General features: G+C 66.4%; 29 protein-coding genes and 1 pseudogene. 16 read left to right on the top strand and 14 right to left on the bottom strand.

Annotated elements, in window-relative coordinates; translation table 11 throughout:
* Positions 1-109: 109 nt before the first annotated feature.
* Entirely contained in the window at positions 110-676 is a 567-nt protein-coding gene (locus tag K318_RS0112240; RefSeq protein ID WP_169721466.1) for a TetR/AcrR family transcriptional regulator, read from the bottom strand.
* A 101-nt stretch (positions 677-777) separates the two neighbouring features.
* Between K318_RS0112240 and K318_RS21590 the strand changes: the two genes are divergently transcribed.
* The 11 genes from K318_RS21590 (at position 778) to K318_RS0112185 (ending at position 9,864) form a co-directional block, all read left to right on the top strand.
* Positions 778-1,818 carry an alpha/beta fold hydrolase gene (locus K318_RS21590; RefSeq protein ID WP_051297947.1) on the top strand — a complete coding sequence of 347 codons (1,041 nt, stop codon included), beginning with the start codon at positions 778-780 and terminating at the stop codon, positions 1,816-1,818.
* A gap of 56 nt (positions 1,819-1,874) precedes the next feature.
* Positions 1,875-2,396, top strand: a complete 522-nt coding sequence (locus K318_RS21585) for a hypothetical protein (protein WP_211233327.1) — start codon at positions 1,875-1,877, stop codon at positions 2,394-2,396.
* A 161-nt stretch (positions 2,397-2,557) separates the two neighbouring features.
* The gene (locus tag K318_RS0112225; RefSeq protein ID WP_029089691.1) at positions 2,558-3,484 is read left to right on the top strand and encodes an ABC transporter ATP-binding protein; all 927 of its coding nucleotides are present in this window, start codon (positions 2,558-2,560) and stop codon (positions 3,482-3,484) included.
* Positions 3,484-4,248, top strand: coding sequence for an ABC transporter permease (locus K318_RS0112220; protein ID WP_029089690.1), 765 nt, complete (start codon positions 3,484-3,486; stop codon positions 4,246-4,248). The genes K318_RS0112225 and K318_RS0112220 overlap by 1 nt, the downstream gene beginning before the upstream one ends.
* Positions 4,249-4,256: 8 nt before the next feature.
* Positions 4,257-5,075, top strand: coding sequence for a DUF1345 domain-containing protein (locus tag K318_RS23825; RefSeq protein WP_084500141.1), 819 nt, complete (start codon positions 4,257-4,259; stop codon positions 5,073-5,075).
* A gap of 208 nt (positions 5,076-5,283) precedes the next feature.
* A complete protein-coding gene (locus tag K318_RS21575) occupies positions 5,284-6,504 on the top strand; it encodes a sensor histidine kinase (protein ID WP_051297945.1) in 1,221 nt (406 codons plus the stop codon).
* Entirely contained in the window at positions 6,504-7,124 is a 621-nt protein-coding gene (locus K318_RS0112205; RefSeq protein WP_029089689.1) for a response regulator, read from the top strand. Before K318_RS21575 ends, K318_RS0112205 begins: the two co-directional genes overlap by 1 nt.
* A 117-nt stretch (positions 7,125-7,241) precedes the next feature.
* Positions 7,242-7,826: a DUF3995 domain-containing protein gene (locus K318_RS0112200; protein WP_029089688.1), complete on the top strand. Its 585-nt coding sequence runs from the start codon at positions 7,242-7,244 to the stop codon at positions 7,824-7,826.
* 218 nt (positions 7,827-8,044) lie between these two features.
* Positions 8,045-9,073 carry a hypothetical protein gene (locus K318_RS0112195; RefSeq protein ID WP_029089687.1) on the top strand — a complete coding sequence of 343 codons (1,029 nt, stop codon included), beginning with the start codon at positions 8,045-8,047 and terminating at the stop codon, positions 9,071-9,073.
* A gap of 104 nt (positions 9,074-9,177) precedes the next feature.
* Positions 9,178-9,402, top strand: a complete 225-nt coding sequence (locus K318_RS24760) for a hypothetical protein (RefSeq protein ID WP_029089686.1) — start codon at positions 9,178-9,180, stop codon at positions 9,400-9,402.
* Between the two features lie 6 nt (positions 9,403-9,408).
* Positions 9,409-9,864 (top strand): hypothetical protein, encoded by a 456-nt coding sequence (locus tag K318_RS0112185; protein ID WP_029089685.1) that lies wholly within the window; start codon positions 9,409-9,411, stop codon positions 9,862-9,864.
* Positions 9,865-9,943: 79 nt separating this feature from the next.
* On the opposite strand, the gene K318_RS25050 is transcribed toward K318_RS0112185, so the two are convergent.
* The 3 genes and pseudogenes from K318_RS25050 to K318_RS21565 form a co-directional block, all read right to left on the bottom strand.
* Positions 9,944-10,897, bottom strand: a complete 954-nt coding sequence (locus K318_RS25050) for a GDSL-type esterase/lipase family protein (protein WP_051297944.1) — start codon at positions 10,895-10,897, stop codon at positions 9,944-9,946.
* 371 nt (positions 10,898-11,268) lie between these two features.
* A pseudogene (locus K318_RS0112175) lies at positions 11,269-11,502 on the bottom strand (ATP-binding protein); the annotation flags it as partial.
* Positions 11,503-11,556: 54 nt separating this feature from the next.
* Positions 11,557-12,603, bottom strand: coding sequence for an MFS transporter (locus tag K318_RS21565; protein WP_051297943.1), 1,047 nt, complete (start codon positions 12,601-12,603; stop codon positions 11,557-11,559).
* 38 nt (positions 12,604-12,641) lie between these two features.
* Here K318_RS21565 and K318_RS0112165 point away from each other — a divergent pair, with 38 nt between their 5' ends.
* Positions 12,642-13,145, top strand: coding sequence for a recombinase family protein (locus K318_RS0112165; protein WP_245579885.1), 504 nt, complete (start codon positions 12,642-12,644; stop codon positions 13,143-13,145).
* Here the strand turns inward: K318_RS0112165 and K318_RS0112160 are convergent.
* The gene (locus K318_RS0112160; protein WP_156913981.1) at positions 13,135-13,338 is read right to left on the bottom strand and encodes a hypothetical protein; all 204 of its coding nucleotides are present in this window, start codon (positions 13,336-13,338) and stop codon (positions 13,135-13,137) included. The genes K318_RS0112165 and K318_RS0112160 overlap by 11 nt on opposite strands.
* Before the next feature lie 60 nt (positions 13,339-13,398).
* Between K318_RS0112160 and K318_RS21560 the strand changes: the two genes are divergently transcribed.
* Entirely contained in the window at positions 13,399-13,761 is a 363-nt protein-coding gene (locus K318_RS21560) for a helix-turn-helix domain-containing protein (protein WP_035281761.1), read from the top strand.
* On the opposite strand, the gene K318_RS0112150 is transcribed toward K318_RS21560, so the two are convergent.
* Genes K318_RS0112150 through K318_RS21555 form a run of 3 tightly spaced genes read right to left on the bottom strand, consistent with a single transcriptional unit; the run spans position 13,713 to position 15,295 of the window.
* The gene (locus K318_RS0112150) at positions 13,713-14,189 is read right to left on the bottom strand and encodes a hypothetical protein (protein WP_029089681.1); all 477 of its coding nucleotides are present in this window, start codon (positions 14,187-14,189) and stop codon (positions 13,713-13,715) included. The two genes, K318_RS21560 and K318_RS0112150, sit on opposite strands and share 49 nt — an antisense overlap.
* On the bottom strand, positions 14,186-14,503 hold the full coding sequence (locus tag K318_RS0112145) for a histone-like nucleoid-structuring protein Lsr2 (RefSeq protein WP_029089680.1): 318 nt from the start codon (positions 14,501-14,503) through the stop codon (positions 14,186-14,188). Before K318_RS0112145 ends, K318_RS0112150 begins: the two co-directional genes overlap by 4 nt.
* Before the next feature lie 33 nt (positions 14,504-14,536).
* The gene (locus K318_RS21555; RefSeq protein ID WP_035281759.1) at positions 14,537-15,295 is read right to left on the bottom strand and encodes a hypothetical protein; all 759 of its coding nucleotides are present in this window, start codon (positions 15,293-15,295) and stop codon (positions 14,537-14,539) included.
* A gap of 136 nt (positions 15,296-15,431) precedes the next feature.
* Here K318_RS21555 and K318_RS0112135 point away from each other — a divergent pair, with 136 nt between their 5' ends.
* Positions 15,432-15,674, top strand: coding sequence for a helix-turn-helix domain-containing protein (locus K318_RS0112135; protein WP_029089679.1), 243 nt, complete (start codon positions 15,432-15,434; stop codon positions 15,672-15,674).
* On the opposite strand, the gene K318_RS0112130 is transcribed toward K318_RS0112135, so the two are convergent.
* From K318_RS0112130 to K318_RS25045, 6 genes are all read right to left on the bottom strand, one after another.
* A complete protein-coding gene (locus K318_RS0112130; RefSeq protein ID WP_029089678.1) occupies positions 15,661-17,187 on the bottom strand; it encodes a recombinase family protein in 1,527 nt (508 codons plus the stop codon). The two genes, K318_RS0112135 and K318_RS0112130, sit on opposite strands and share 14 nt — an antisense overlap.
* A gap of 90 nt (positions 17,188-17,277) precedes the next feature.
* Entirely contained in the window at positions 17,278-18,375 is a 1,098-nt protein-coding gene (locus K318_RS0112125; protein WP_029089677.1) for a DUF3644 domain-containing protein, read from the bottom strand.
* 20 nt (positions 18,376-18,395) lie between these two features.
* Positions 18,396-19,235: a hypothetical protein gene (locus K318_RS0112120; RefSeq protein ID WP_029089676.1), complete on the bottom strand. Its 840-nt coding sequence runs from the start codon at positions 19,233-19,235 to the stop codon at positions 18,396-18,398.
* Complete coding sequence (locus tag K318_RS0112115; RefSeq protein ID WP_245579884.1) at positions 19,232-20,377, bottom strand: DNA adenine methylase; 1,146 nt, start codon at positions 20,375-20,377, stop codon at positions 19,232-19,234. The genes K318_RS0112120 and K318_RS0112115 overlap by 4 nt, the downstream gene beginning before the upstream one ends.
* Positions 20,378-20,391: 14 nt before the next feature.
* Positions 20,392-21,498, bottom strand: a complete 1,107-nt coding sequence (gene ychF / locus K318_RS0112110; protein WP_029089674.1) for a redox-regulated ATPase YchF — start codon at positions 21,496-21,498, stop codon at positions 20,392-20,394.
* Positions 21,499-21,542: 44 nt separating this feature from the next.
* Positions 21,543-22,334: a TetR/AcrR family transcriptional regulator gene (locus tag K318_RS25045; RefSeq protein WP_051297942.1), complete on the bottom strand. Its 792-nt coding sequence runs from the start codon at positions 22,332-22,334 to the stop codon at positions 21,543-21,545.
* 136 nt (positions 22,335-22,470) lie between these two features.
* Here K318_RS25045 and K318_RS0112100 point away from each other — a divergent pair, with 136 nt between their 5' ends.
* Together K318_RS0112100 and K318_RS21545 are read left to right on the top strand one after the other, a co-directional pair.
* Complete coding sequence (locus tag K318_RS0112100) at positions 22,471-23,670, top strand: NAD-dependent epimerase/dehydratase family protein (RefSeq protein WP_084500137.1); 1,200 nt, start codon at positions 22,471-22,473, stop codon at positions 23,668-23,670.
* Positions 23,671-23,775: 105 nt separating this feature from the next.
* On the top strand, positions 23,776-24,897 hold the full coding sequence (locus tag K318_RS21545) for a DNA recombination protein RmuC (protein WP_035281757.1): 1,122 nt from the start codon (positions 23,776-23,778) through the stop codon (positions 24,895-24,897).
* Positions 24,898-25,127: the final 230 nt, after the last annotated feature.

The raw sequence follows: 25,127 nt of genomic DNA, 5'->3' as shown, positions 1-25,127 counted from the left end.
TCGATATCAGCCAGGAGCCGCGGATCAGCTTCCAGGTGGGGCAGGTGGGCGACGGCGGGCAGCTCAAGCAGCCGCGCCAACGGAGCCGCGGACGCTATCGGCTACGGGATCATGCAGTTTCGGCTTCCAACGCGTTGATCTGTTTCGCGACCAGGGAACGCGCATCCTCGCCGCTGATGCGTCCGAGCATCGCGGCGATGGCCAGTCCGTCAGAGGTCGCCGCGAGCAGTTTGGCCATCTCGGCTGCCGTGAGCGAGCGGCGGTCGTCGTCGATATCGAGCAGGGCGACGATGTTGTCGTGGCGGTCGCGCCAGGCGGCGGCGACCAGGTCGGCGATCGTGTCGTCCTTCGTTCCGGCGGTGACGAACTCGTACCAGACCGCGGTGCCGATCCGCTCGTCGGCGGAGCCGGGGATCCCCATCGTGAGGAGAGCCTCGAGCCGTTCCTGACGGGGCAGGTTCCCCGACTCGACGTGCTGCGCCGTCGCGCGTTGGATGAACAGCTTGCAGGCGTTCTGGATCAGCTCGACCTTGCTGCTGAAGTAGTGCTGCACCCGCCCCATCGAGACTCCGGCGGCTTGGGCCACGCTCCGCAAGCTCACGGCCGCGAAGCCCTGCTCAGCCATCACCGCGATCACCCCTAACACGATCTCTTCGCGGCGTTCGTCGTGGTCCACATGTCTAGGCATACCCCCAGCGTATCAATGCACTCGCATTGCTCTCCAGTGCCGAACTGTGTTACGGTGCGATCGCATTGGAAAAGATGGTGGAGGTAGGCATGGGTGGCAGCAAGTCGGTTCCCGGCAGGCGAGGCTTGCGTCGGGTGACTCGCAACGTCGTGATCGGGGTGAGCGCGCTGGCGCTGTTCGGCGTGGGGTTCACCGCGGTGAACATCGCACTCCTGAGCAGCGACTCACCGGTCGGTCACTGGCGCAGCGACGAGGCGCGGCAGGAGTACGAGCGCCTGTACGAACAGGCCATGACGCTGATGCCCGAGCCGGACTCCCAGCAGGACATCCAGACCGACTTCGGCACGGTGCGCGTCTACGTGTTCGCCGGGCCGGCATCTCCTTCAGGATCGAGTGATCGTGTGCCGGTGGTGCTGCTTCCCGGTTACGGTGGGCCCGCCGTGACCTGGTACGCGAGCATCGCCGACCTGGCTGCCGAGCGCCCGGTGATCGCTATCGATACCCTGGGCATGGCCGGCATGTCCGAGCAGGTCGAGCCGATCGCCTCGGCCGACGATCAGGCTCAGTGGTTGCACGAGGTGATCACCGGACTCGATATCGACCGTGCCCACGTGGCGGGGTTCTCCTTCGGTGGGCTGACGGCCGCCACGTACGCCGCCCAGCGCCCCGAGCACGTCGCCAGCCTCACCCTGCTCGACCCGGCCTATGTGTTCGCGCCCGTGAACAAGCGGTTCCTGGTGGGCGGGTTTGTCGCCAGCTTTCCCCTGATGCCCGACTCCTTCGCGCGCTGGTACACCAGTTGGATCTCCGGGGGCACGGACGCGGCCAGGAACAGCCCCCTCGCGGGTCTGCTCGACCATGGTCGGCGGCACTACGCGACCACGCTCCCCGTCCCCGAACAGCTCCCCGCCGAAACACTCGCCGGGATCGAGACGCCGACCCTCGCGGTGCTCGCCGGAGGAAGCGTGGCCCATGACCCACAAGACGCCGCTGAGACCGCGTCCACCATGCCCAATGCGCAGGTTCGGATCGAACCCGACGCCTCCCACGCCGTCCATATCGAGCACCACGACAACCTCTTCCCCATGATCTCCTCGTTCCTCGCCGACCATGATCAGGACACCCCATGAATCGGGACCGGAGACGGCAGTGGAACCTGCGAGCGAGAATCGACACCCTGGCCGGGATGGTGCTTTTACCGGTCGGCGAGCGAGTCGCCGGCGGAATCGTCACTGCGAGTCCGCCGGAGTGGGTCCGCGCCGCCGCGCCCCAGATCGAGCCTGACTACGTCGACCTCTTCACCATGACCACACCTCTTGAGGAGACTGCCGAGGGTTGGGCGCGAGCCTTCTTCGGCGATGTGCCCAGTCCGTCGGAGTGGCTGATCTGGCGAGCGGTGCTCGGGCTGGGCCTGGCGTCCGGCCCCTCGCCCGAGACGATCGCTGGCTGGCGGGTGGGTGCCCGCGAGCCGGCGTGGATCAGACTGGACACCGGTTCCCGCGCGCTGACCTGTCACCTCATCGTCCGGGTCGACGACGGTTCCGTGATGCTGGCCACCCTGCTCCGTTACGACCGCCCGCTCCGCGGCCTCCAGTGGCGGATCCTCTCCACCGTGCATCGGGCGCTGGTTCCCCGGATCTTCGCTGACGCAGAGGCCGCACTCCGCGAGAACGCTGGGCCGCCGGGCGGGAGTGATCACCGCAGCTGACGCGGCTCCGTCCTGCGCTGGCCCCGCCCTGGAAACAGATGACACGCGGACCGCACCGGACTGGCAGTCCTGGTATCCACCGATCGGTGGATACCAGGATCAACCCGAGTTCGGTCCTGATTGTGGATGTTGCAAAGGAGGAGCTCTCCTAGCGTGGCGATATGGCTGCAATTGACGTGCGAGAGATGCATAAATCCTACGGGGAACATGTCGCTGTCGACGATGTGTCCTTTACCGTCGAAGAAGGGGAGATCTTCGGAATCATCGGTTCCAACGGAGCCGGAAAGACCACGACTGTAGAAGCCGTCGCAGGGCTGGTGACCCCCGACTCGGGCTCCATCTCGGTGTGGGGTCACGATCCGGTCAAAGACCGCGCCGCGGTGCGTGAGCTGCTGGGTGTGCAACTTCAGGAGAGCAGTTTTCCGGATGCGATCAAGGTGTCCGAGGCGCTGGAACTGTACAGCTCGTTCTACAGGCACCCGGCTGACTGGCGTGAGCTGACGCGGCTGCTGAATCTCACGGACAAACACAACATGCGGTACAAGGCTCTTTCCGGCGGCCAGAAGCAACGACTTTCGATCGCACTTGCTCTGGTCGGGAATCCCAAGATCGCCATTCTTGATGAGCTCACGACAGGGCTGGACCCACAGGCAAGACGTGATACGTGGAGCCTCATCGAGCAAGTCCGTGACAGGGGTATCACGATCATTCTGGTGACCCACTTCATGGATGAAGCAGAGCGTCTCAGCGACAGGATCGCAGTCATTGATCGTGGTCGCGTCGCCGCACTGGACACCCCCGCCGGGCTGGTTGCCCAGGCCGGTGCCGCGCAACAGGTTTCTTTCCGCCTCAGCCAGCCACTAGAGAAGAGCGTCCTGGCTGAGATTCCCGAGGTGACCGAGGTCAAGGTCTCCGGGGACCAGTGGGTGGTCACCGGCAGAGGAGAGCTGCTGAGCAGCGTGGCAGGAGCACTCGCCAGAGCTGAAGTTGTGGCCACCGAGCTCCGCGGCGATCAGCGAAGCCTCGACGATGCCTTCGTGACCTTCACGGGCCGCGCTCCCGAATCGACCGAGGGGAAGGCCGACTGATGCGTGCGTTGGTGAAGATGGTCCGGATCGAGACGAAGCTTTTCCTGCGAGACTCTGCCACGCTCATTTTCGGCGTCCTGTTCCCCGCCGGCATCCTGATTGGAGTTGGGTCCATCCCCGCGATGGCGGAGTCAACGGCGGCCACCGGAGGGCTTCGGTCTATCGAGATCTGGGCACCGACGGCCCTGGTGTTCGGCATGGTGATGATCGCGGTCCAGCACGTCCCGGCGGTGATTGCGACCTACCGTGAGCGTGGCATCCTGCGCAGGCTCTCGACGACCCCGGTGCACCCACGGACCGTCCTGCTCGCGCAGATGATCGTCGCTTTCGCTTTCGTTCTCGTCTCCGCTGCGCTGACGATCGCGCTGGCATGGGCGGTGCTTGACATTGCGCCCCCTGAGCGGCCTCTCGAGTTCGCCGTCGCTTTCGTCGTCGGATATGCGGCTCTGCTGGGAATCGGGTTGGTCTCTGCAGCTCTCGTGCGCACCAGCAGCGCGGCCAATCAGATCGGTACGACTCTGTTCGTGGCACTGATGTTCTTCGGCGGTGCCTTCCTTCCTCGGGCTCTGATGCCGGATGTGCTGCGTGAGGCCGGGGAGTTCATCCCCCCGGGGCTGCAGGCGCTGACCTCGGCGTGGTCTGCAGATGCCGGTGACGTCACCGCAACTGTCAGCGGGCAGCCGTTCTGGCTGCAGATCACGATCATGGCTGGTATCGCGCTGGTGACCTGCGCAGCCGCAGCCAAGCTCTTCCGGTGGGAGTAGAACGAACCATGCAGCGACTGCAGTCAGTCCTGGTCGATGAGAAGAAGCGTTTAGCGCTATGCGCAGCAGCTACCGCCGTGGTCTCCGCGCCCGCTGTCCACCTGTGGTTCACATACGAAGGGGCACGGACCGATCACGCGTGGGCAGTCGCAGTGGTGATCATGTGGACTGCTTTCGCCGGCACCCAGGCGCTGGCGACCTTCCTCGCGCATCGGAACCTCACCTCGGAGCAGCTGCACACGTTGTTCGATGTCGACCCGGCACCGCCGCCACGGGACACGGAACTGCCGCAACCCGATGCCGTACAAGACCGGACAACGGTTGCGCGGACGACTCCGGCTGCTGTCCGGGGGCTCTTCGCTCGGCTGCGCTATGGCGTCGAACACGGAAGGCGCTTGTGGTTCCGCAGTGCGCACGAATCCCGCCAAGCCCCCTCCTGGTCGGTGCACGTCTCGATCCTGGCACTTCTGGTGGTCGGCGGCATCCTGGTGACCCCCGCACTACGAGAGTCCCAGTCCGTCCTCGTCGTGGCTCTGGCCACGGTCGTCATCTCGTGGGTGAACGTCCTGGTGGCCTACGGTGTCCACTACGCTCGGATGGACACCCGCACGCCCGTGTTCTCCTTCCCCGGGCAAGATCCTCGGACGTTCATCGACTACGTCTACCTCGCTCTGGCGGTGCAGACCACCTTCGGGACGACCGACGTATCGGTGACCACCGCAACGGCGCGGCGTGCTGTGATGGGCCACAGCGCGCTTGCCTTCGCATTCAACTCGATCCTGCTGGCCATGATCGTGTCCCTGCTGCTGAGGGACGTGAGCCCCTGAGTCGGAGGATGTTTGGGACAATTGGGGCAGTTGCCGTGAGTCTGAACGCGAGGGCAGCAGCCTGGCAGCACGCTGTCGAACCAACAGGAGTCAACAGATGCGGGACCTGAGCACCAGCGACCGTCCACACGTGGGCGTCCATGGTGTTGCCACCGCCAAAGAAGCTAGTCCTGACAATCGGTCCCGGCTGGCGCGCAAAGGCGAGCAGATGCGGATCTGGGACGTTCTCCAGCTGGTGACACCGTGGCTGCTGCTGGCCATCTCAACCGGTCTCTACCTCGCGGGGGTGTCCGCTCATGATGAGGGACACTTCGGACCCCAAGCCGGAATAGTCCTGGGATTGGTCGCCGCCTCTGGCATATGGGTGCTGTTCGGACACACCCTGCCCGTCAGGCGAGGATCGCTCAGGCCTGTTCCCGCGGGCATCTACCTGGCAGGAATGCTGGTCCTGTGCGCATACTTGATGGGCTACTCCGAGGTCTTCCTCGTCTTCACCATCGCTGGGTTCTTTCACGCCTACCTCCTCACCCCGTGGCCCATGGGTGTACTGGGGGTGTTGGCGACATCCGTGGTCCTCAACGGTTCGGCCATGGGCGTGTTGGAGAGCCCAACGCCCGCGACTCTCACGGAGTTCGCTTTGATCGTTGTCCTGCAGACAGCGGCAATCGGCGTCGGCGTCGTCCTGCTGGCGCGAACCGGACCACAAGAACGTGAGCGAGAGGAACTCGTCGAGCGCCTCGAAGCCGCACTCCACGAGAACGCCGGCCTCCATGCACAACTGCTAGCCCAAGCACGTGAAGCCGGCGTCCTCGATGAACGGCAGCGCCTCGCCCGCGAAATCCACGACACACTGGCCCAAGGTCTCACCGGCATCATCACCCAGCTCCAGGCCACAGAGCGCTCCACGACGACCGACGGCGACGAGCACGTGAGGCGTGCTCTTCTCCTAGCGCGCAGCAGCCTGACCGACGCCCGGCGCTCAGTCCGTGCCCTCGCACCTCAAGAACTCCAGCGGGCACAATTTCCCGATGCGTTGCGGAAACTGACCAAGCAGTGGGGAGCCGAGACAGGGACTGAAGTCCGATTCGAGGTCACCGGCGAACCCATAGAGCTGAGCCCTGCCATCGAAGTTTCTCTGTTCCGAGTCGCACAGGAAGCCCTGGCCAATATCGCCAAGCACGCCGAGGCGAGGCGTGCCGTGGTGACGCTGTCGTACGCGGGCCCAGAAGTGCTGCTAGACGTGCGTGACGATGGGCGCGGACTCGTGACAAGCCGCGGAGAAGGCTTTGGGCTGACCAGCATGCGGCAGCGCATCAGAGGTATCGGAGGACACGTCGACGTCCATGGTGCGGAGAACGAAGGGACGTCGGTCAGCGCCCGAGTGCCCGCCATCGCACCCCCAGGGACGAGGATGGAGGAGACCAGTTGATGATTCGGCTCGTGATTGTCGATGACCATCCCATCGTCAGGGGCGGTCTTCGTGACACCTTCGCAAGCATCGAGGACATCGTCGTCGTGGGTGAAGCTAGCAACGGGGCCCAGGGCGTGGAACAGGCCACGGCGCTCGGAGCCGACGTCGTTCTGATGGACCTTCGGATGCCGGGAATGGACGGTGTAGCGGCCACCGAGGCACTGAACGAACAGGCTCCGAACTGCCACGTCCTGGTGCTGACCACCTTCGACGGCGAAAATGACGTCCTGCCAGCGATAGAGGCTGGTGCTGTTGGCTACCTGCTCAAAGACGCCCTCCCCGACGAACTCGTGCAAGCTGTGCGTGCAGCTTCCCGAGGAGAGTCGATCCTTGCCCCTTCGGTCACACAACACCTCCTGGGGCATGTGCGTCGCCCCAATCCCGGAGGCCTGACAGAGAGAGAAAAGGAGGTCCTTGAACTGGTCGCGAGCGGCAACTCGAACCGGGAAGCCGCAGCAGCGCTTTTCATCGGCGAAGCGAGCATCAAGACTCACTTGCAGCACATCTTCGACAAGCTCGGCGTCCGGGATCGTGCCTCTGCGGTCGCTGAAGGCTACCGTCGCCGCCTGCTCTCGTGACACTCCGGCCCGAAGCTACCGATGGGACACCATGAACTTGACCTCCGACCTCTCTATCGTCGATCTTCGCCATCGCCGTGCACGGATGTCGGCGTGTGCCGCCGATCGAGGAAACCGATGAGCCAGGGCAGGAGGCCGCAGTGGAATCTGCGGGCGAGAGTCGGTGCCCTGGTCTGGATGGTGCTGTTCGCGGCGATACACGTCTATTGGGAACTCGGTGGAACCGTCGGCTTCGGCGACGCCGAGAAGACCATCCCCGAGGTCGACTCGATCGCGGCTGTGGCGTTTACCGCCGCGATCCTGTTGGCGTTCACGGCAGGGTTCGTCCTGATCGCACTGAGCATGCGGCCCGTTGAGCACAGGCCACCCGGATGGGTGATTGCCACCTATTCGGCAATAGCGGGCATCGTGCTGTGCGCCAGAGGAATCAGCGGTCTCATCGACACGTGGCTCCGAGAAACCGGGCTCGCCGACGGTGGACTCTCTGGCCTGGCTTACCAGCAGATCTACGGGGTGGCGGATCCGAACACGGCGACACTCTGGGCCTCTTGCCTCATGGACATCAACTTCGTCGCTGGAGGAATCCTTTTCGGTCTCGTATTCATGACACGTGAACGCGCGCGGACCTACCCGGGATGGCAGGAGCAGCTGATACCACACGGTGAAGCGGGACCATGGCACCCCGGGCCGCGCCGGTGGTAGTGAACCAGTGCCGGGGCGGCGCACCTGGTCACCGGGATTGAGCCGAGAATCGCCTCGATTGACTCGCCCTGGGTTGCGTTCCTATCGGTTTCCCTATCCGACGGTTGTACGAGGTCGGCGATCCGATCGCACCTGTGGACCGGATGTCACCCGTGTGGGGACCAGAGATCACCCGAGTGGGTGAAGCGATGACGACCGACGATCGAGAGGCTGGAGCCATGAGAACATCGACAGGGACTACCGACGCGACGCTGACCCAGACCGCCACTACCGGTGACGCCCTGTCGGTTGCCAGGCATCCCGGCTGGGCCCGACTCATCATCGGCTACCTCGCCGTAGCAGCGGTGGTGCCGTACCTGACCCTCAAGCTGCTGTGGATCCTCGGCTCGACAGCAGGCATCCTCGCACCGTCTCCACTCGACCCCGCGGTCGTCCAGAGCGGCAATATCGTGACCGCGGTCATGGAACTGGTCGCAGTCGCGATCATCCTCACGTTCACCCACTCGTGGGGCCTGAAGGTTCCCGCGTGGCTGGTGCTCATTCCGGCTTGGATCGGGATCGGGTTGCTCGCGCCGTTCATCGTGAACGGGCCGGCGGTCGCCGGATCGGTCCTGACCGGACTCTCGCCGGCCGGCGATGGGTCGCTCGCGCCCTGGGTGGGGCCGCTGGTTTACCTCGGGTTCGGCGCGCAGGCGATCGGCATCGCGGCGTCGTTCGTTCTTTACGCGCGCGACCGGTGGAACCGCGTGCTGACCGGACGCCTCGCGGAGCGCTGCGCCAATCCCTCGAAGCGCGCCCTGCTCTTTCTCGGGTGGGGCGTGGGACTCCTGCTTGCCGTGGTGTCGACGGTCCGGCTGTGCTGGAGCCTCGGTGCGACGTGGGGACTCTCAGCACACATGATTCAGAGTCGAGGCCTGCCGGAGCGGCTCGCAGACGGCACGTCGGCGCTTTTCGCTGCCGCGGCGCTTGCGGGTCTGCTCATGCTGACGCTCAAGGTGCCAGGTCGTTGGCGCGTCTGGGTGCCTCTGTCTCTCGCCTGGGTCGGCGGCGGGGCCACACTGACGGGCGGCCTGTACTCGCTGGCGCTGCTCACCATCAGGCTCATGAGTTCCACAACGCCGGTCCATCAGACGGGAGTGGACCCCCTCGTCGACCTCATCCAGGTCGTAGCCGGGACGGCGATCGGCACTGCCGGTGCGGTCCTTCTGTCCGAGCTGCACCAGACGGTGAGCACGGACAGAGGATGACAGCAGCACTCCGATGTCCGCGCCGACCCGACGGCGGCTCTGAAAGCACTCGGCGATAGGCTGGACCGAGGCGAAGAGAGAAGAAGGGGATCCTATTGCCAACGATGACGAACGCAGAACGAAGGGGGCCGCGTCCGCGCCTCAAGCTGGCCCCGCTGGCCGCCCTGCTGGCGGTGGGGCTGGCCGCCTGCGGTGGCGGGAATGCGGGCAAGCCTGAGCAGGCAGACGCGGGTGCGGAGGAGTCGGCACAGGCCCCCTCGGACCCGGAGGTGCTCGCAGTCGAGGACTGGCGTGCAGCGGCCACGGCGGTGCCGGCGCTCGATGACTAAGACGCGATGTGTGCCGATCTCTTCCCCGATGAGGCTGTCGAGCAGATCGCCGGCTTCACCGGGCCGGGCCTGACCCGTACGGAGAGCATGGCTCCGGTCAACCACGAGATCTTCGAATGCGGCTTCCATGCCTATGCGGAGACCGAGGACCCGCAGGAGTTCACGATCATCGTCGACCGGGACGCCGGGCACTACTGCGAGGACATGCCCGGAAAGGACGGCTACGACGCTGCCCGCGATCTGCTCCTCATCGGGCAGGGGGGCTGGCAGTCGGCAATCGCCTGCATCGACGGCACGGTCACGATCGAGACGATCGCGGCAGCGATGGGCTCCTCACCGAGTATCGGCATGCTCAGCGTCGAGGTCCTCGTTGCCTCCGTCGCTGAGGACCTGCGCGAGAACTGGCCGGACTGGGAAGCCGCGGCCGAGGAGACTCGCGTGGCGACTCTCGAGCAGCGCTGAGAATTTCAGTCCTGCTTCGGACAGTCCACCATCGAGTCGGGCGCTCCAGGTAGGTCCGACAGCGATGCCGCCCGTCGGTTCAGGCAACCGGCACGTCCGCTGCGATCGTCGTGAACAGTCGCCGAGCCAGCAGGGCATGGCCCTCGGCGGTCGGGTGCAGACCGACGGATAAGAGATCGCTTCGGTCCCTCAGTACATCGCGCACGCAGATGTAGTCGCGGTACGTACGCGTGCTCCACGCCATGAGTTCACGGTCTATGCCGATCACAGAACTGCTCGGAAGATCAATGCCGAGCTCTGCCCGGACGCGCTGCTCGTCGTGCCAGTGCGGTCCGATAACGACAGGCCGTGCTCCGCTGGATTCGATCGTGTCTGCCACCTGGTTGACCAGTGAGATGGTCTCCGTGACGCTGGTCGGCGTCGACGCGGCAGACCAAGAGAGGCCGTTGAACCCGGTCGTGACGATCACCGTGTCCGGGGAACGGCGAAAAGCGTCCGCGAGCTGTGAGTCGACGACATTGCCGATCGTGGCTCCTGGGACCGTGAGATCGAAGAACCGGTGATGCGTTTCGTCGCGTCGGATATGCGCCCCAGCGAGGAGAGAGAACCAGCCGGTGTTGGGGTCCGTGAGTCCAGACGCGAGCGAATCGCCCACGACCGCAATGCGCTCTGCCGATGCGAGCGGTCTCGCGTCCACGTATGCCCAGGCAGCCCCGCCACGCGATGTCTGCACACGACGTCGGGTGTAGTCCGACACCTCGTATGCATCGGCTCGCGCAAGCTCTGCGTCGGTGAGCTCGAGGACTCCACCGTCAACTGCGCCGCCGAGTCGCCGCGTCAGCCCACGGTGGACGTCCAGCCCACTGGCCGCGATCACCGCTGCATCCTCAATGACGACTTCAGTGAGCTCATAGCCGGAAAGCGAATCCGGTGACGGGACCACAGTCCGGCTGAAGAGGTGCTGCTGCACCTTCTCATCCAGGAGGGTGCCGAAGGAGAAGACCCGATGAGAACCGTGCGACGAAGCGGACACGTGTATACCTCCGAACACTTTGGATGTGGGCTCCGGCGATCACCACCGGGTCCCGATGGTGAAGAAGCCACGGTCGGTGGATGACGCTGCATTTACCACGATGGGCACTGATTCGGCGACGGGCGACCGGCCAGGTACAGGATATCCGACTGCCCGGCATGCCGATGGCGGTCGCTGCCTGCATCAACCGCGCAGCCCCGCCCGGGAAACCGGCCTCACGAGCATACAGCAGCATGCGTCGAAGAGCGGATCCGCGCCCCTTGCGGTGGCCACGTCGGTCAGATCCGACACCACTTGTCGGTCTGCTCTGACACCGCTTGGGCCTGATCTCGGTCGTCTCTGTCGATGAGCTTCGACACCGCTCCTTGGACTCAGCCGCGCTGGACTGCCTGCCTGGTGTGGGCGAGGCGGTAGGAGTCGGTGCCGGTCTCGATGATGGTGCCGCCGAAGGTGAGGCGGTCAACGATGGCGGCGCAGAGTCGCGGATCGGTGAAGGTCTTGGTCCAGCCGGAGAACGACTCGTTGGAGGCGATCGCGACGGAGGCCTTCTCTTCGCGTTCGGTAAGAACCTGAAACAACAGCTCTGCGCCGCGACGGTCTAGTTGCGGCAAACAGCTCGACTCGGCTCTGGTCCATGGCTTCCGCTACGCGCCCTCGTCCTAGCGGGCGTACTCGACCTGACCCCGTGCTCTTCGTTCACTCCTGCTTCGTCGCCCGTCAACGACGGTCATCAGCGTGGCGAGCAGCGCTATGGCGGCCGCGGGAATGCCGAGCAGCGTGATGGCGAACCACTCCTGAGATACGCCGCCGAGGACACCTCCTATCGCGACGCCGACATAGATGGCTGAGGAGTTGAGCCCGAACAGCAGTGGTGCGGATGCGGGCGCGATCGCCACCAAGCGGTGTTGCTGCACCACCGAGGCCATCCCGTCAGTTGCTCCCCAGACGACCGCCCAGACGATCACGATCGCCAGGTGGCCAACGGTGAGCGGGCTGACCGCGAGCAGCACGGTGCCGCTGCCGAGTGCGGCCACTGCGACTCCTAGGCCTGAGCGCTTGTCCGCCCAGAGCCCGGCGAGGAAGTTGCCGCCCAGGACGCCAAGGCCCCAGGCAAAGAGGATCAGGATGAGCGCTTGGTGAAACGTATCGGTCGTGGCGTCCGCGGTGATCGCGCCAATGTAGGTGTAGAGGGTGTAGTGCCCGGCCATGACCAGCGTCGTCGCTATCAGGATCGTGAGCACGTTGACCTGGCGCAGCGGCGCAAGACGGGCGGTCAAGCTGACGGCTGGGAGCGACACCCTCGGCAACCACACCGAGATCCCCAAGGCGGCGAGCACCCCCAGTCCCGCAACGGCCCACAACGTGAGTCGCCAGTCGACGCCGCCGATCAGGTTACCGAGCGGCATGCCCAGCGCGGTCGACAGCGTCAGGCCACCGATGACCAACGCCATCGCCCGGCCGCGGCGTGCTTCGGGAGCGATCGCGACAGCCGCACTTGATGCCGAGGCTGTGATTGACGCGGCACCGAGAGCGGTGAGGACCCGAGCCGACATCATGATCGGATAGTTCGGACTCAACGCGGTCGCGATGTTCCCAACAACGAACACGGCTAGCGCGAGTTGGAGCGCCTTCCGTCGATCTAGCGAGCTCAGCAGCCAACTCAGCACCGGGGCCGCGACCGCCAGTGTCAACGCGAACACCGTCACCAGTTGCCCGGCAGCACGACGCGCTCGATCCGATCTGCGTGCGGGTCTTCGAGGAGAAAGTCAGCGGGAGGCTCGCCCTGGCCGACCGGCCGGACCTCCAGGCGGCGCTGGACTACATGCGCGACGGCGACATGCTCGCGGTGCAGGAGGTCGACCGGCTCGGCCGCAGTCTCCTGGAGGGTCTCATCGTCCTCAACGACCTGTTCGAGCAGGGGTACGCCGTCAAGGTGCTCGAGGGCATCGCCGCCGGCGAGCACACCGAGCGCAGTCTCATCCTCGACCTGGCGCTGGCGCTGGCCGAGGACCGTCGCCGCGACATCGCCCGCAAGACGAAGAACGGACTCGAGGCGGCGCGGAAGCGCGGCCGGGTCGGCGGGCGTCCTCGGAAGGTCACCGACGACCTCCGGCGGATCATCATCGCCCGGCGCGACGAGGACGAGCAGTCGATCCGCGAGATCGCCCGGGCGACCGGGGTGTCCGTGGGCGCGGTGCACAGCGTGCTGGCGGAGCGCGCAGCGACTGGGGAGCCGGTCAGTCCCTGACCGTCAGCGGCAGGCTGTCGGCGACGATCTCGGCCTCGTCCTCGAGCCGTTGCAGGAGGTCGACAGCCGTCATGCCGGGCTCCTCGTCCAGCAGCGCCCGTGCTTTGTCGGCGGCGTACCTGGCGCAGGCGTAGATCAAGCCGTCGGCGACGGCGCTGGGCAGGTCGACGTTGGGAGCGGGATCGTCAGTCATCACAACAGTGTCTCAGTCGGTCCTTGACCGGACGCCTCCTGCCCGTCCTAGCATGGGGCCGTGGCCAAGGTCTCCGAGTTGACGCCTCACGCTCAGATCAGCCGTCAGCGCTATGCGGTAGACCCGGCCTACGCGGCCGGGGCGGACCGGCTCGAGCCGGCCGGTGCCGTCAGCGCCGCCGTGGTCCGGCACTGCGCCGAGCACGGCCTGAGCCAGACCGGGCTCGCCGCGCAGCTCGGCTGGGCGCAGCCCCGGGTCGCCCGCCTCGAGCGGGGCGACGTTGCCCCCTCCGTGCGGACGCTGGAGCACCTGGCGCGGGCCCGTGTCCTCGAAGTCCACCTCACCCGCGACGCCGCGACGCGGCGGGGTCGCGGTCAGCGGCGCTTGGATACGCCGTCCAGGCCCGAGAAGAGTCCGTCGTAGGCGGGGTTGGTGACCGATCCGCGGTCGGAGCCCGCGCCGGTGGGATGCCCCTGCGGCACCTCGGACTTCAGTGTGAGCTTCACGTACCCTCGAGTCGGCCGCGACTCGATGACGTAGACAATCTCGCGGGTGATCGTCACCTTGCTGTGGGTGCTGTCCCTGTCGGTCTCGTGGGTGAGGACGCGGAGGCCCCGCGCATGGCCCACGTCGTCGCGGAACCTCCGCAGCATCTGCGCGTCGAGCTCCTCGATCCGATGCGCGGGCCCGCGGACGACGAGCCGCTGGATGTGCGTGCAGTCGAGATCGAGTGTCGGCCGCCCGCCGTCCCCGAAGTCCAGGTCGAGCATCTGCCGCGCACGGCGAAGCTGCTCCCGGCTCGGGTAGGCGACCCGTCCCTCGTAGTACCAGATCGGCGCGATGCGGGTCACGCGTGCGCCGCCGTGTAGGCCCTGTAGATCTTCTTCGGCACCATGCCGTAATCGGCAACGGCGTAGCCCTGCTCCTTCGCCCAGGCGCGGATCTCCTCGCGCTCGTCGGGCGTCGTCTCCGGCACGAACCGGTTCGACGGCTTCCGCACGGGCTTGCGGCCGACCTGGATGTAGGGCGTGAGCATCTGCTCGAGCTCGGTCCGCTCCGACGCGGTCAGGTCAACGTCGTACCAGTTGCTGCGCAGGCCGATCGTCACCGTCTCCGCGTCCGGCTCGCCGCTGATGTCCGAGATGACGAGCGTCTTCGTGGCCATGATGAGTCTCCTCCCAGTGAGTTCGCTCCGGGGTCAGTCCTCTTCCGGAGATCTCCAGTCACCCGCGGGCGTCAGCTCAGCCTCGGTGTCGCCGATGAGGAACAACGTGGCTCCGGCGCTCCCGCTCTGGGTTCCGCCGACGACCGCGATGTCGACGTCGGCGAAGCTCTCGAGCTCGTCGCCGTCCTCGCCCGGGTAGAGGAAGTCGAGCGGCAGGAAGCGGTCGGTGGCGTTCTCACTGCACCGGTCGACGAACGTCATCCGCGTGAAATCATCGGTGATGTACTCGCCGTCGTCCTCGAGGTCCTCGTCGCTCGGCGGCGCGTCGACCACGATGGCATCGGAATATTTTCGATCCTTCGTCAGGGCCGACATCACGAACTCGTGGGGGTTGTCCCCTCCCCGCTCACGTGTCGCGGAGAGAGTGTCCTGGCCGCCGTTGGCGAACACGGTCTCGACATCGAGTCGGCACATGCCGGTCTCGAAGGCCTTCGCGCTGATCGTGTACTGACCGACCGTCATCTGCGCCCCGGTCGGCAGAGCGCTCTCCAGCTCGTCGGAGAGCTCGATCGTGACCGGCGAGTCGGACGTGAACGGGTTGCCGTCATCGGTCTTGACCTCGTCGACCTGATACACGACCGCAGAACTCTGTTCTACGTCGCCATCGCCCGAGGCGTCTCCGCCGCTATCAGGAGCCTCACCAGTCCCGCCTGAGCACCCGGCGAGCAGGAGCACCGCGGCGGCGAGCGACGATGTGGCGACGGCGATCTTGCGGGCTGCGGTCGCGGTCAAGAGCTTCCCCCATCTCTCCAGACACTCGCGCGACGACTCAGTGGACCAGTCGACCTGCGCGAGTGGCGTCTCGATTCCTCGGCCATGTGACTCATAGTCCGTGGACTGGTAATCATCTTACAGATTCTGTTGAATCATGAGGATTCCCGATCATCGCCGGGCGTTCGGCGACCGGGTTCGGGAGCTGCGCCGAGCGCAGGGCTGGGCGCAGGAGGCGTTCGCCCATCACATCGAGATGGACCGCACATACGTCTCCGGGGTCGAGCGGGGCGTTCGGAACCCGACGCTGGACGTCATCGTCCGGCTGGCGCACGGCCTCGGCGTGACCCCCTCGGATCTGATGGCCGGAATCCAGTTGCAGTCCTCTACTTCGGCGTGACCTTCACCGTCTCTGGGTCGAAGGTCTTCTTCCCGCGCGGGTGCGGGTAGAGCCGGACGGTGCAGAGGAAGTCGATAACGCGGCGCTTGATCATCAGGTCGGCGTCTTCGAACGCCTTCACGGGGTCCTTGGCGTCGAGGACGCCACCAAGGTCCGTCGTGGCGGTGAGAGATCGCCGCTCGGTCTCCAGCGCGGCGATGGCTGTGCTCTCCCTCTCTCGAATGCGCCTCACAAGGTGCCCTTCGATGTCGCCCGCTTCATAGTCGTGCTCAGCACGCTTGATCTTCGCCTGGTGCGCACCGATCTGCGCCTGGATCGCCTGCAGGCGCGGCTCGTCGGCGACCGGGACCGAGTCGGCGAGGTCGGGACGAGCAAGGCGAGCACGGACGAGCTTGAGCACCCAGTCGTCGACGTGCCCCCGAGTCCGATTGATGCCGCAGGCGGCGCAGCGGTACCGGGCGGAACCGGTGCGCACGGGCCTATCGCACAACCCGCAGAGGTACAGCCCGGCACCGAGGTGCTTGCGGGCGGTCGACCCGGTCCTGTTCGTAATCCTGGACGGCTCGTTGAGGCGCTCCTGGACCCGCCACCAGGTTAGCTCGTCAACGATCGGATCCCACTGGCCGTGGACCGGCTCGCCGTCGTCGTCCTCGACGATCTGGTTGTACCAGGTCCGCCTCTTGTTCTGCGTCCGATCCATCCGATTGGTGTACACGGAGTAGCCGGCGTAGCGGGGGTTGCGCAGGATGTCAAGAACGCTCGAGCTGTGCCACCGACCGTCGTCCGGGACGGGCTTGGTCGCGAGGCCCTCGGCCGCGCGGCGCTCGTTGCGCTCGATCATCGCCGTCCGACTGTGCCGGGTCATCTGCGGCAGGGACTTCGGGACCTCCGGGCCGTCAATGCCCGACAGAGCGCGGGCGATCGCGGCGATGGTCGTGCCGTCCTTGATCGCGAAGAGGCGGAACATCTCGCGAACGGCGGCGGCCTCGTGCTCGATGACGTCGCCGCTCGTCGCGTAGCCGACCGGCCGCTGCCCCTTCGGCGCTCGACCCTGCCTCGCCCGCTGCTTGTGGGCGAGGGACTGGCGTTCGGCCTTGCGCTCGACCTCGGCACGCGCCACGGCCGCCTTGATCCGGGCGTACATGCGCCCGCCGTCGGTGGTGAGGTCCGCCTCGCCGTTGGCGGTCACCAGCTTGAGGCCGCGCTCCTCGGCCGCTTCGATCCAGTCCTCGAGCTGGCGCGGCTGCCGGGTGAGGCGATCGAGGTCCCAGCAGAGGATCGCGTCGATCCTGCCGGCGGCGTAGTCGGCGACCATGCGGTCGTAGGCCGGCCGGACCTTGGACTTGTCCGTCGCCGAGATCGACTGGTCAACATACTCCTCGGTGATCTTCCAGCCCCGCTCGTCGGCGATTCTCAGGCACACCTCGCGGTGCCGGTCGATCGCGAGCCCGTCCATCTCGCGATCCTCGCTGACGCGGAGGTAGAGGACGGCGCGGACGGGCGATGCGGACATGCCTCCAGTCTACGCGCCAAATAGCTCTACGTACCGGAACTCGCTCATGCTTATACTGCATTCTGCGCACGACGTCGCTTCGACGCGAGGTCAGCGTCTCTTCTTGGCTTTGCTGGCGTTATGGGCGTTGTACCTCGTCACTGCGGCGTCGACGTCCAACCCGTCGGCCAGAGCCTTCCGCGCCCGTTCCAGCGCCCGATTACTCAGCCCCTGCCAAGCGATGTTGCCCTTGGACGTCGTCTTGCACCTGTAGCACGCCGGATCCGACTTGAGATCGAGGTGGTGGATCACGGCGTAGCCCTGGTGACGTGTCAACTCGAGCTTCTCCCCCAGCCTGCTCAGCTTGAGGGAGTATCTGTCGAAGGTGTCGATCTCGCGGTACGCGGCGGCGTCCTCGCCTTCGCGAGCCAAACGGACGGGCAGCTCTCCGCGCTTCGGATCGATCTTGAGGCTGATCTCCTGGACCTGGTCCGAGGGGCGCGGCGAGCCGACAAGCTGGAGGCCGACGACCCCGGGGAACGCGGTTGCCCAGTCCGTGCCGTCCTTCACCGCCTGCAGGGTCCGAACGATCTCGCCTTCGGTCGGAGGCGCGGTCTCCCCGCGCGCCGCCCGGTCGAGGGACATGAGCGGCAGCAACCGCGCCCTCGCCTCGGCGCTTCGCCTCTTGCCCGGTCGCAGCAGCTCCGAGATCTGTTCAAACTCCTTGCCGACGACGAGGCCGACCTCCGTCGGCGGAGTGGCAGAAACTGGGAGCACCCGGCCGGGCATCACATCGGTGAGATCCTGACCAGTGAGACCGATCAGGACCTTTCGGAAGATTGTGACTGCCGAGCGCAGGTGCAGCCACAGCACGTCGTCGTTCATCACGATGACGTCGTGAGTGGCCGCATCGCGGTCCTCCTTGAGCGCGAGCAGCACGACACGATCGCCCTCGTCGATGATGCCGAGGGAGGTCTCCGCTACGGCCACGCACTTGCCGAGGTCGAAGGAGCGGTCGCTGCCGGAGAACTTGACCTTATTCCGATCCTCATAGATCGCAGCCTTCAACAGCATCTCGAAGGAATGAGCCGCCATCATCACCGTGGCATGTTCACGCCCTGTCGGACTCGGGCGGTTGAACAGCTCGATGGCGAGCGTCAAGGACTCCACCGCTGCCGCGACGTATTGCCTGGTTTTGCGCGCGACCATCGGTCATTCACCCGGCGAGTTCAGATGATCTGCCGCAGCTTCGCGGCCTCTTCAAGGTCATCGCGGAACTGGTCAAGCGTCGCAAGTGTGTACATCCCGTCGATCTGTTGGGTTTCCCAGAGCTCGTGAATGCGCTTCAGATCCGCCTTGCGAGATTTCCAGCCGATCCCGTCGATCACAGCAATGACGAACTGCCGCGGCAGGCGGATCTCTGCCATCTCCTGAATCTCACGCACCGAGTCGGTGAGCTTGCTCCCGGTGGAGTCGAATCCTTTGGCAGCGACGACGATCTGGGCAGCACCTGAGTCCGGCACGACCAGGTCGCAGGGCGCAGTCTGGCCGTTCCTGCCTGTGAACCGCGTACGGGTCTCGTAAGGGAGGCCGAGGTCCGAGGCGATCGCCTCGATCTCGTCCTCGACCTTCCGGCCGGACTTGCCTGCCTGGGTGGCAGTCACCCGACTACCAGCGCGTGCGACGAGCACATCCCCGAAGGAGTAATCGCGTTCTCGCTGCACGTTGAGCATCCGAACAAGGTCGAAGTGCTCGTCGAGCCATGCGACCAGCTCGCCTGGCCGCTCTCTGGCGAGCGTCACCCAGCCCGTCGTATCGAATTTGTCCCGTAGCGCATTCTTCAGCTTCTCCTGGCCGAGTCCGACGACGAGACCGAGCACTGGCACGCTTTTCGGGTTGGCCCTCGCCCATTCTGCCAGCTTGTTCACGTCAATCATGCTGAGCGCTTCAAGCTCCGATGCCGCATCCTTGATGTCATCGGCTTCAGGAGTCGACGCAGTCGGGTCGATGTGGGCGGTAAGTCGACCCAACTTGCTCAGGTATTCCTCGAAGGGGACGGCGGCGCTCACTCGTCACGTCCAATGAAGAGGAACTCGCTGACGTCCCTGCGGGTCGCCGCTGCGTGAGTGCCGAAGTGGTACTTGTGATCGATCGAGACTACTTCGACCAAGGATTTGAACTGGCCCAGCAACTCAACGATCCTCTCCTCACCGGGGATCGCGTTCGAGGAGTACGACAGCACGATCGCACCGGCGTCCTTGAAGTGCTCGAAGGTACCCGATAGCGCATTCTCGATCGTCCGCTTATAGGCAAAGGGGGTGTAGCGCTTCTCAAGCTTCTTTGTCTTCGTGTTTTCCATGATCTTGACGTCGCGCCAGTAGACACTGAGCCCTTCGAGGAAGTGGTAGCGCTTGATGTAGTCGTTGTCGTCCCGCGGGGGCGCATACGGTGGGTCGAGATAGGCGATATCGGGAGCCCTGGTGGGAATGTCGAGAACGTCGCCCCGCAACGACTGGCTGCGCAGCTTGTTGCTGAACACCACGGCGTTGTAGGCGGCCACCCGTTCGCGGAAGTGCTCACGCAGGGAGAGCTGCAAGTCACGGCGTCCGTCGGCGTACCTAGTGGAGTCAGTGAAGGTAAAGACACCGCGGGGCTGCTTGCGTGCCGCCGAGAGCACCAATGCAGCGATCGCGATGTCCTTCTTGTATCCGGTGATTCTGTCAATGTGCGACCAAGCCGAGTCGAGAAACTTCCGATCCTCGGTCGTGAAGTAGAGACCGTCGAAGGTCGACTGGATGAAGTCTCGGTCGTCGGCGGGCGGCCCGAGGATCGTCTCCACAGTCTCGTCGTCGAGCCTGACTGAGGAGTTCTGCACCGTCGCGCGAGCAATGACCGAGGGGAAGTTCAAGAAGTCGTTGCTGGTGACCTGGAACCCCTGGGCCTTGAGCAGGTAGGAGACCACCCCGGAACCGGAAAAAGCGTCGACAGCCGTCGTGCCGCCGACCTGGGCAAAAACACGCTCGAGGTGGGGCAGCAGGCGGTACTTGGAGCCCATGTACCGCAGGCGAGGGAAACGCTGGGCCCGCTCAAGCACCTCAGCGGAGGTCAGCACCTCTCTCCGTGCAGCACCCGAGTTGCCCGGCAGTACGCGCAGTTCTCGAGACATTTTGACTGTATTCGCGTCGATGTCGTCGCCAGACTGCAGATGCACGGCTGTCCCAGCACTCATTTCTTCCCGCTCCCAGACTGCCCTCCGTGCCTAAACTCCACCACATCCCCATCCGCCATCACGTAGTCCTTGCCCTCCATGCGGACGCGGCCGGCTGCCTTCGCATCGGCCATGGAGCCTGCGGCCATGAGGTCGTCGAAGCTCACCACCTCGGCCTTGATGAAGCCGCGCTCGAAGTCCGTGTGGATGACTCCGGCGGCCTGCGGTGCGGTCGCTCCCTTGGGGATCGTCCACGCCCGGGACTCCTTGGGCCCTGCGGTGAGATACGTCTGCAGGCCGAGGGTGTCGAAACCCACCCGCGCCAGCTGGTCCAGACCAGACTCCTCCTGACCGGTGGACTCCAGCATCTCCAGCGCTTCGGCCTCGTCGAGCTCGATCAGCTCGGACTCGAACTTCGCGTCGAGGAAGATCGCCTCGGCCGGAGCCACGAGCTCCCGCAGCTGCTGCTGCATCGCGGCGTCGGCCAGTCCCTCCTCATCCGTGTTGAACACGTAGATGAACGGCTTGGCTGTCATGAGCTGCAGCTCGCGCAGCTCGGAGACGTCGATGCCCGCGGCCTCGGCGCCGTGGAACAGCGTGGTCCCCTCTTCGAGCAGGGCCTTGGCCTTCTGCACGTTCTCGAGCACGCTCGGCTCGAGGGTCTTCCGCTTGGTCTCCTTCTCCAGCCGCGGCAGCGCGTTCTCGATCGTCTGGAGATCAGCGAGGATGAGCTCGGTGGAGATCGTGTCCATATCGCCGGCCGGCGTCTCGGAGCCCTCCACCCGCGTCACGTCCGGATCCGCGAAGGCCCGCGTCACCTGGCAGATCGCATCCGCCTCACGGATGTTCGCCAGGAACTTGTTGCCCAGCCCCTCCCCCTCGCTCGCGCCCTTGACGATGCCCGCGATGTCCACGAAGGAGACCGTCGCCGGCAGGATGCGCTCGCTGCCGAACACCTTCGCCAGCTCACCCAGCCGCGGATCCGGCAGGGGGACCATGCCCACGTTCGGGTCGATGGTCGCGAACGGGTAGTTCGCGGCGAGCGCCTCGGCGCGGGTCAGAGCATTGAACAGGGTGGACTTGCCGACATTGGGCAGCCCGACGATTCCGATAGTAAGAGCCACATCGTCTGATCCTACCGGTCACCGCAGACACGACACACCCGCACTCACTCCAGCCCGAACCGCCGCACCACCTCCGCGGTCCACAGCTCCAGCATCTCCTCGCCGTGTTCAGCGAGGTCAGCACCCAGCTGCCGGAAGACCTCGGCGCTGATCAGGCCCAGCAATCCCGTCCACACCTCCGCCGAGGCCGCGGCCGTCCGCACAGGCACCTCCACACCCAGCTCCTCGCTACCGGCGGCCAGCGCCTTCCCATAGCGCTCGCTCGGCTCCGGCTCGGTCTCCCCCGCACCGCTCCCCTCGGCCAGGATCGCCATGAATCGCCCCAGCACCGCCGTCCCCGGCCCCACCGTGCGCTCCGGCGGCGCGGCATAGCCCGGCACGGGCGAGCCGTACACCAGCGCCCACTTCTCCGGGTTCTCGCACGCCCAGCCGCGCATCGCCCGCACCAGCACAGCCAATCGCACCGCCGCCGAGGCCGCCCGCCCCTCGCGCCCAGCCCCCTCCTCGGGAATCGCCCTGGTGGGCGGCGGCCCCGATTCCGCGACACCCTCCTCGGCGCCCGAATCCGCTCCCGTCGGCGCCTCCGCTCCCATGAGCGCGGCCTCCACCCGCCCCGCGAGCTCAGAATAGGCCTCCACGAGCAGCAGCGTCAGGAGCTCGTCACGACTGGACACATGCCGGTACAGCGCCGAGGAAGCCACCCCCAGCTCGCGTGCGATCGCCCGCACCGACAGCCCCGCCGCCCCGTTCTGCGCGAGCAGCGCGTTCCCCACCCTGATGATCCCCTCACGCATCTCCGCGCGCGCCTGCGCATGCGTCCTCCGCGGTCCCGCCATGCCGGTCAGTCTCGCACGGAGCGCTGCGCCCTAAGCGCAGCCACGCCCATTCAGCGAGCACTGCTCTTGAAATTCACGCCCCTCGGGTCTAGGGTTTCAGGAAAATAGAGAACACTGCTCACTGAATTGAGGAAGCATGCGCTGTGTGATCACGGGAGCGGGACAGATCGGCACCCAGCTCGCCCACGACCTGACCGCCGCAGGCCACGATGTCACCGTGATCCGCCGCGGCGGACACGCACCGGAAGGGACCGCGCTCGTCCGCGGCGACGCCGGCGACCGGGAAGTCCTCCAACAGGCCGTGCGCGGCGCCTCGGCGATCTTCCACTGCATCCATTCGAGCTACAGCGCGGCGGCGTGGGAGCGCGACCTGCCCCACCGGGAGCAGGCGGTCATGGACGTCGCGGCCCGGGCCGATGTGCCCGTGGTCTTCCCCGAGTCCGTCTATGCCTTCGGCCTCGCCGCCCGTGATCTGCGCGAACAGGATGTACGCGAACGGGTCCCGTACGAGCACGGGCGTCACGAGTCGGACCCGCAGGCGCAGGAGGCTGCGGACAGCGGCCTCACCGCGGCCTCGGCTCCAAGCATGGCCTCCGCGAAGGACAGTCCCATCGCCTCCCCTGTTCCCGCCTCCCCGCTCGGACACGTGCGCGCACGCCTTTTGGCAGCGCGGGCCGCTCATCCCGCACGGACGCTCTCCGTCGTCGCGGCCGACCTGCTCGGTCCCACTGCCGCCCCCGGCACCTCCGTGTTCCTCTCCCTCGTCCTGGAGCCTGCCGCGCGGGGGCGGCGCGCCTGGGTCATGGGCGATCCCGACTCCCCACGCTCGGCCACCTATATCCCCGACCTCACGCGGGCCATGATCGTCGCGGCGCAGAACGCGCAGGAGCTCGCACCCTACGGCGATGCGGTCCTCCTGACCCCCTCCCTGCCGCCGCTCTCCCAGCGCAGGATGGCCGCCGAGGCCGTACGGGCCGCCCAGGCCGTACGGGCCGCCCAGGCCGCCTCCGCGCACGAGGCCGCCGCGCACGGAGAGGCCGCCGCGCGCGGGGAGGCCGCCGTCCACGAAGCAGCCTCCGCTGCCGAGGCGGCGAACAGGAACTCGATCTCGGTCGGCGCCGCAGCCGGCGCGCCTGCCGTTACGGGCATCCCCCGCTGGGTGTTCCGCGCCGCCGGAATCGCTTCCCCGATGGCCCGCGAACTGGGCAGACAGCACTACCTCTGGGCCGACCGCGCAGTCATCCACCCCGGTCGCCTCACCGCGGAGTACGGCCTCGAACCGGCGTCCTGGGAACACGTCCTGCGCGAGTGGGCCTGCATGCGTGCAGCACGATGACCTCCGCCTCGCGCGTGCGTGCGCGCAGCGAAGCCACCGGCTCGGCGCCCACTCCGGACTGCGACCTCCCTCTGCTGCGTCCGTGCCTCGTGCTTGCATAGGGGCATGAACACCGCACTGCTCGCATTCGCTCTCCTCCTCGCGCTCGTCGTCGGGCTCGCCCTCGGCTGGCTGGCGGGCGCGGCGCGGGCACGCGCCTCCCTGCAGGAGCGCCTCGTCCGCGCTGAGACGACGGCGCGCCTGCTGCAGGACCGGTCGGAGACGCTCGAGGCGGATGCGCAGGTCGCGGGTGAGCTCACGGCCGCCGTCGGTCCGCTCTCCGCCGATCTGCGCACGCTCAGCCAGCACGTCAGCGGACAGGACCGCCAGCAGGCCGCACGGCTGGCCGGCCTCGACGAACAGCTGCGCCAGCTCGCGCTGCAGAACGAGCGGCTGCGCATCTCCGCCGCAGAGCTGCACTCCGCGCTCTCCGCCACCAGCGCACGCGGAGACTGGGGCGAGGTCCAGCTCCGCCGCATCGTGGAGCTCGCAGGCATGCTCGAACACGTCGACTTCGACGTCCAGGTGTCGGTCCGCACCGACGCCGGCGCGGGGCGGCCGGACATGGTGGTGCGCCTGCCGGGTGAGGCGAGCATCGTCATCGACGCGAAGGCGCCGCTGAGCGGGCTGGATCCGGAGCGCTCGGGAGAGGGCGCGCAGGCACGGGCGGTGCGCAGACACGTGAGCGCGCTGTCCAAGAAGGCGTACTGGCAGTCCTTCTCTCCCGCACCGCGCTTCGTCGTATGCTTCCTTCCCTCCGACGGGCTGCTCGCGGCCGCCGGACAGGAGGATCCTGCCCTCATCGACGATGCGCTCACCGCGGGGGTGATCCTCGCCTCACCCTCGACCCTCCTGGGCCTGCTCAAGACAGTGGCACTCAACTGGCAGCAGGTCGATCTGAGCCGGAGCGCCCACCGCATCCTCGACCTCGGCCGCGAGCTCCACGCGCGCGTGAGCACCCTGACGGAGCACCTCGTACGAATGGGAACCAGCCTCGACCGCACCGTCGAGGACTACAACCGGCTCATCGGCTCCTTCGAATCGCGCTTCCTGCCCACCGCACGGAAGCTCTCCGCCACAGGAGTCGCCGAGGCCGATCTGCCCGAGCCGCAGGAGCTGCCCTCCCGCAGCCGCGGGCTCACGGCCGCGGAGTTCGCAGCGGAAGCGCAGGAGGTGATGGGCAGCTGAGAACCGCACAGCGCACCGGCACGGGAGCTGCGGGGGTCGGGGAGCGAACCAGCGTCGAGGCCGCCCAGTGAGCCGGAACCACCACACCCCGGAACGGCGCACCGCGCACTTACCGTAAGTCTCCATGCTGATATGGTGCGATTTCGGCCGTCACCAGAGCCGGGCAGCTGCCCCGCCGCGTCCTGACGGGCGACAGCTCAGCACCCCAGCGATGGAAGCCTCATGACCCA

Origin of the sequence: Brevibacterium album DSM 18261, assembly GCF_000426445.1 — a bacterium.
GTDB classification, from domain to species: Bacteria; Actinomycetota; Actinomycetes; order Actinomycetales; family Brevibacteriaceae; genus Brevibacterium; species Brevibacterium album.
This window is presented reverse-complemented; position numbering and strand designations above follow the sequence as displayed.

What these genes read in the sequence shown, in the direction of transcription:
- K318_RS21590 (WP_051297947.1), top strand. Translation starts at nt 778, where the DNA reads ATGGGTGGCAGCAAGTCGGTTCCCGGCAGGCGAGGCTTGCGTCGGGTG.
- K318_RS21585 (WP_211233327.1), top strand. Translation starts at nt 1,875, where the DNA reads ATGGTGCTTTTACCGGTCGGCGAGCGAGTCGCCGGCGGAATCGTCACT.
- K318_RS0112225 (WP_029089691.1), top strand. Translation starts at nt 2,558, where the DNA reads ATGGCTGCAATTGACGTGCGAGAGATGCATAAATCCTACGGGGAACAT.
- K318_RS0112220 (WP_029089690.1), top strand. Translation starts at nt 3,484, where the DNA reads ATGCGTGCGTTGGTGAAGATGGTCCGGATCGAGACGAAGCTTTTCCTG.
- K318_RS23825 (WP_084500141.1), top strand. Translation starts at nt 4,257, where the DNA reads ATGCAGCGACTGCAGTCAGTCCTGGTCGATGAGAAGAAGCGTTTAGCG.
- K318_RS21575 (WP_051297945.1), top strand. Translation starts at nt 5,284, where the DNA reads ATGCGGATCTGGGACGTTCTCCAGCTGGTGACACCGTGGCTGCTGCTG.
- K318_RS0112205 (WP_029089689.1), top strand. Translation starts at nt 6,504, where the DNA reads ATGATTCGGCTCGTGATTGTCGATGACCATCCCATCGTCAGGGGCGGT.
- K318_RS0112200 (WP_029089688.1), top strand. Translation starts at nt 7,242, where the DNA reads ATGAGCCAGGGCAGGAGGCCGCAGTGGAATCTGCGGGCGAGAGTCGGT.
- K318_RS0112195 (WP_029089687.1), top strand. Translation starts at nt 8,045, where the DNA reads ATGAGAACATCGACAGGGACTACCGACGCGACGCTGACCCAGACCGCC.
- K318_RS24760 (WP_029089686.1), top strand. Translation starts at nt 9,178, where the DNA reads ATGACGAACGCAGAACGAAGGGGGCCGCGTCCGCGCCTCAAGCTGGCC.
- K318_RS0112185 (WP_029089685.1), top strand. Translation starts at nt 9,409, where the DNA reads ATGTGTGCCGATCTCTTCCCCGATGAGGCTGTCGAGCAGATCGCCGGC.
- K318_RS0112160 (WP_156913981.1), bottom strand. Translation starts at nt 13,338, where the DNA reads ATGACTGACGATCCCGCTCCCAACGTCGACCTGCCCAGCGCCGTCGCC.
- K318_RS0112145 (WP_029089680.1), bottom strand. Translation starts at nt 14,503, where the DNA reads ATGGCCACGAAGACGCTCGTCATCTCGGACATCAGCGGCGAGCCGGAC.
- K318_RS0112135 (WP_029089679.1), top strand. Translation starts at nt 15,432, where the DNA reads ATGAGGATTCCCGATCATCGCCGGGCGTTCGGCGACCGGGTTCGGGAG.
- K318_RS0112130 (WP_029089678.1), bottom strand. Translation starts at nt 17,187, where the DNA reads ATGTCCGCATCGCCCGTCCGCGCCGTCCTCTACCTCCGCGTCAGCGAG.
- K318_RS0112125 (WP_029089677.1), bottom strand. Translation starts at nt 18,375, where the DNA reads ATGGTCGCGCGCAAAACCAGGCAATACGTCGCGGCAGCGGTGGAGTCC.
- K318_RS25045 (WP_051297942.1), bottom strand. Translation starts at nt 22,334, where the DNA reads ATGGCGGGACCGCGGAGGACGCATGCGCAGGCGCGCGCGGAGATGCGT.
- K318_RS0112100 (WP_084500137.1), top strand. Translation starts at nt 22,471, where the DNA reads ATGCGCTGTGTGATCACGGGAGCGGGACAGATCGGCACCCAGCTCGCC.
- K318_RS21545 (WP_035281757.1), top strand. Translation starts at nt 23,776, where the DNA reads ATGAACACCGCACTGCTCGCATTCGCTCTCCTCCTCGCGCTCGTCGTC.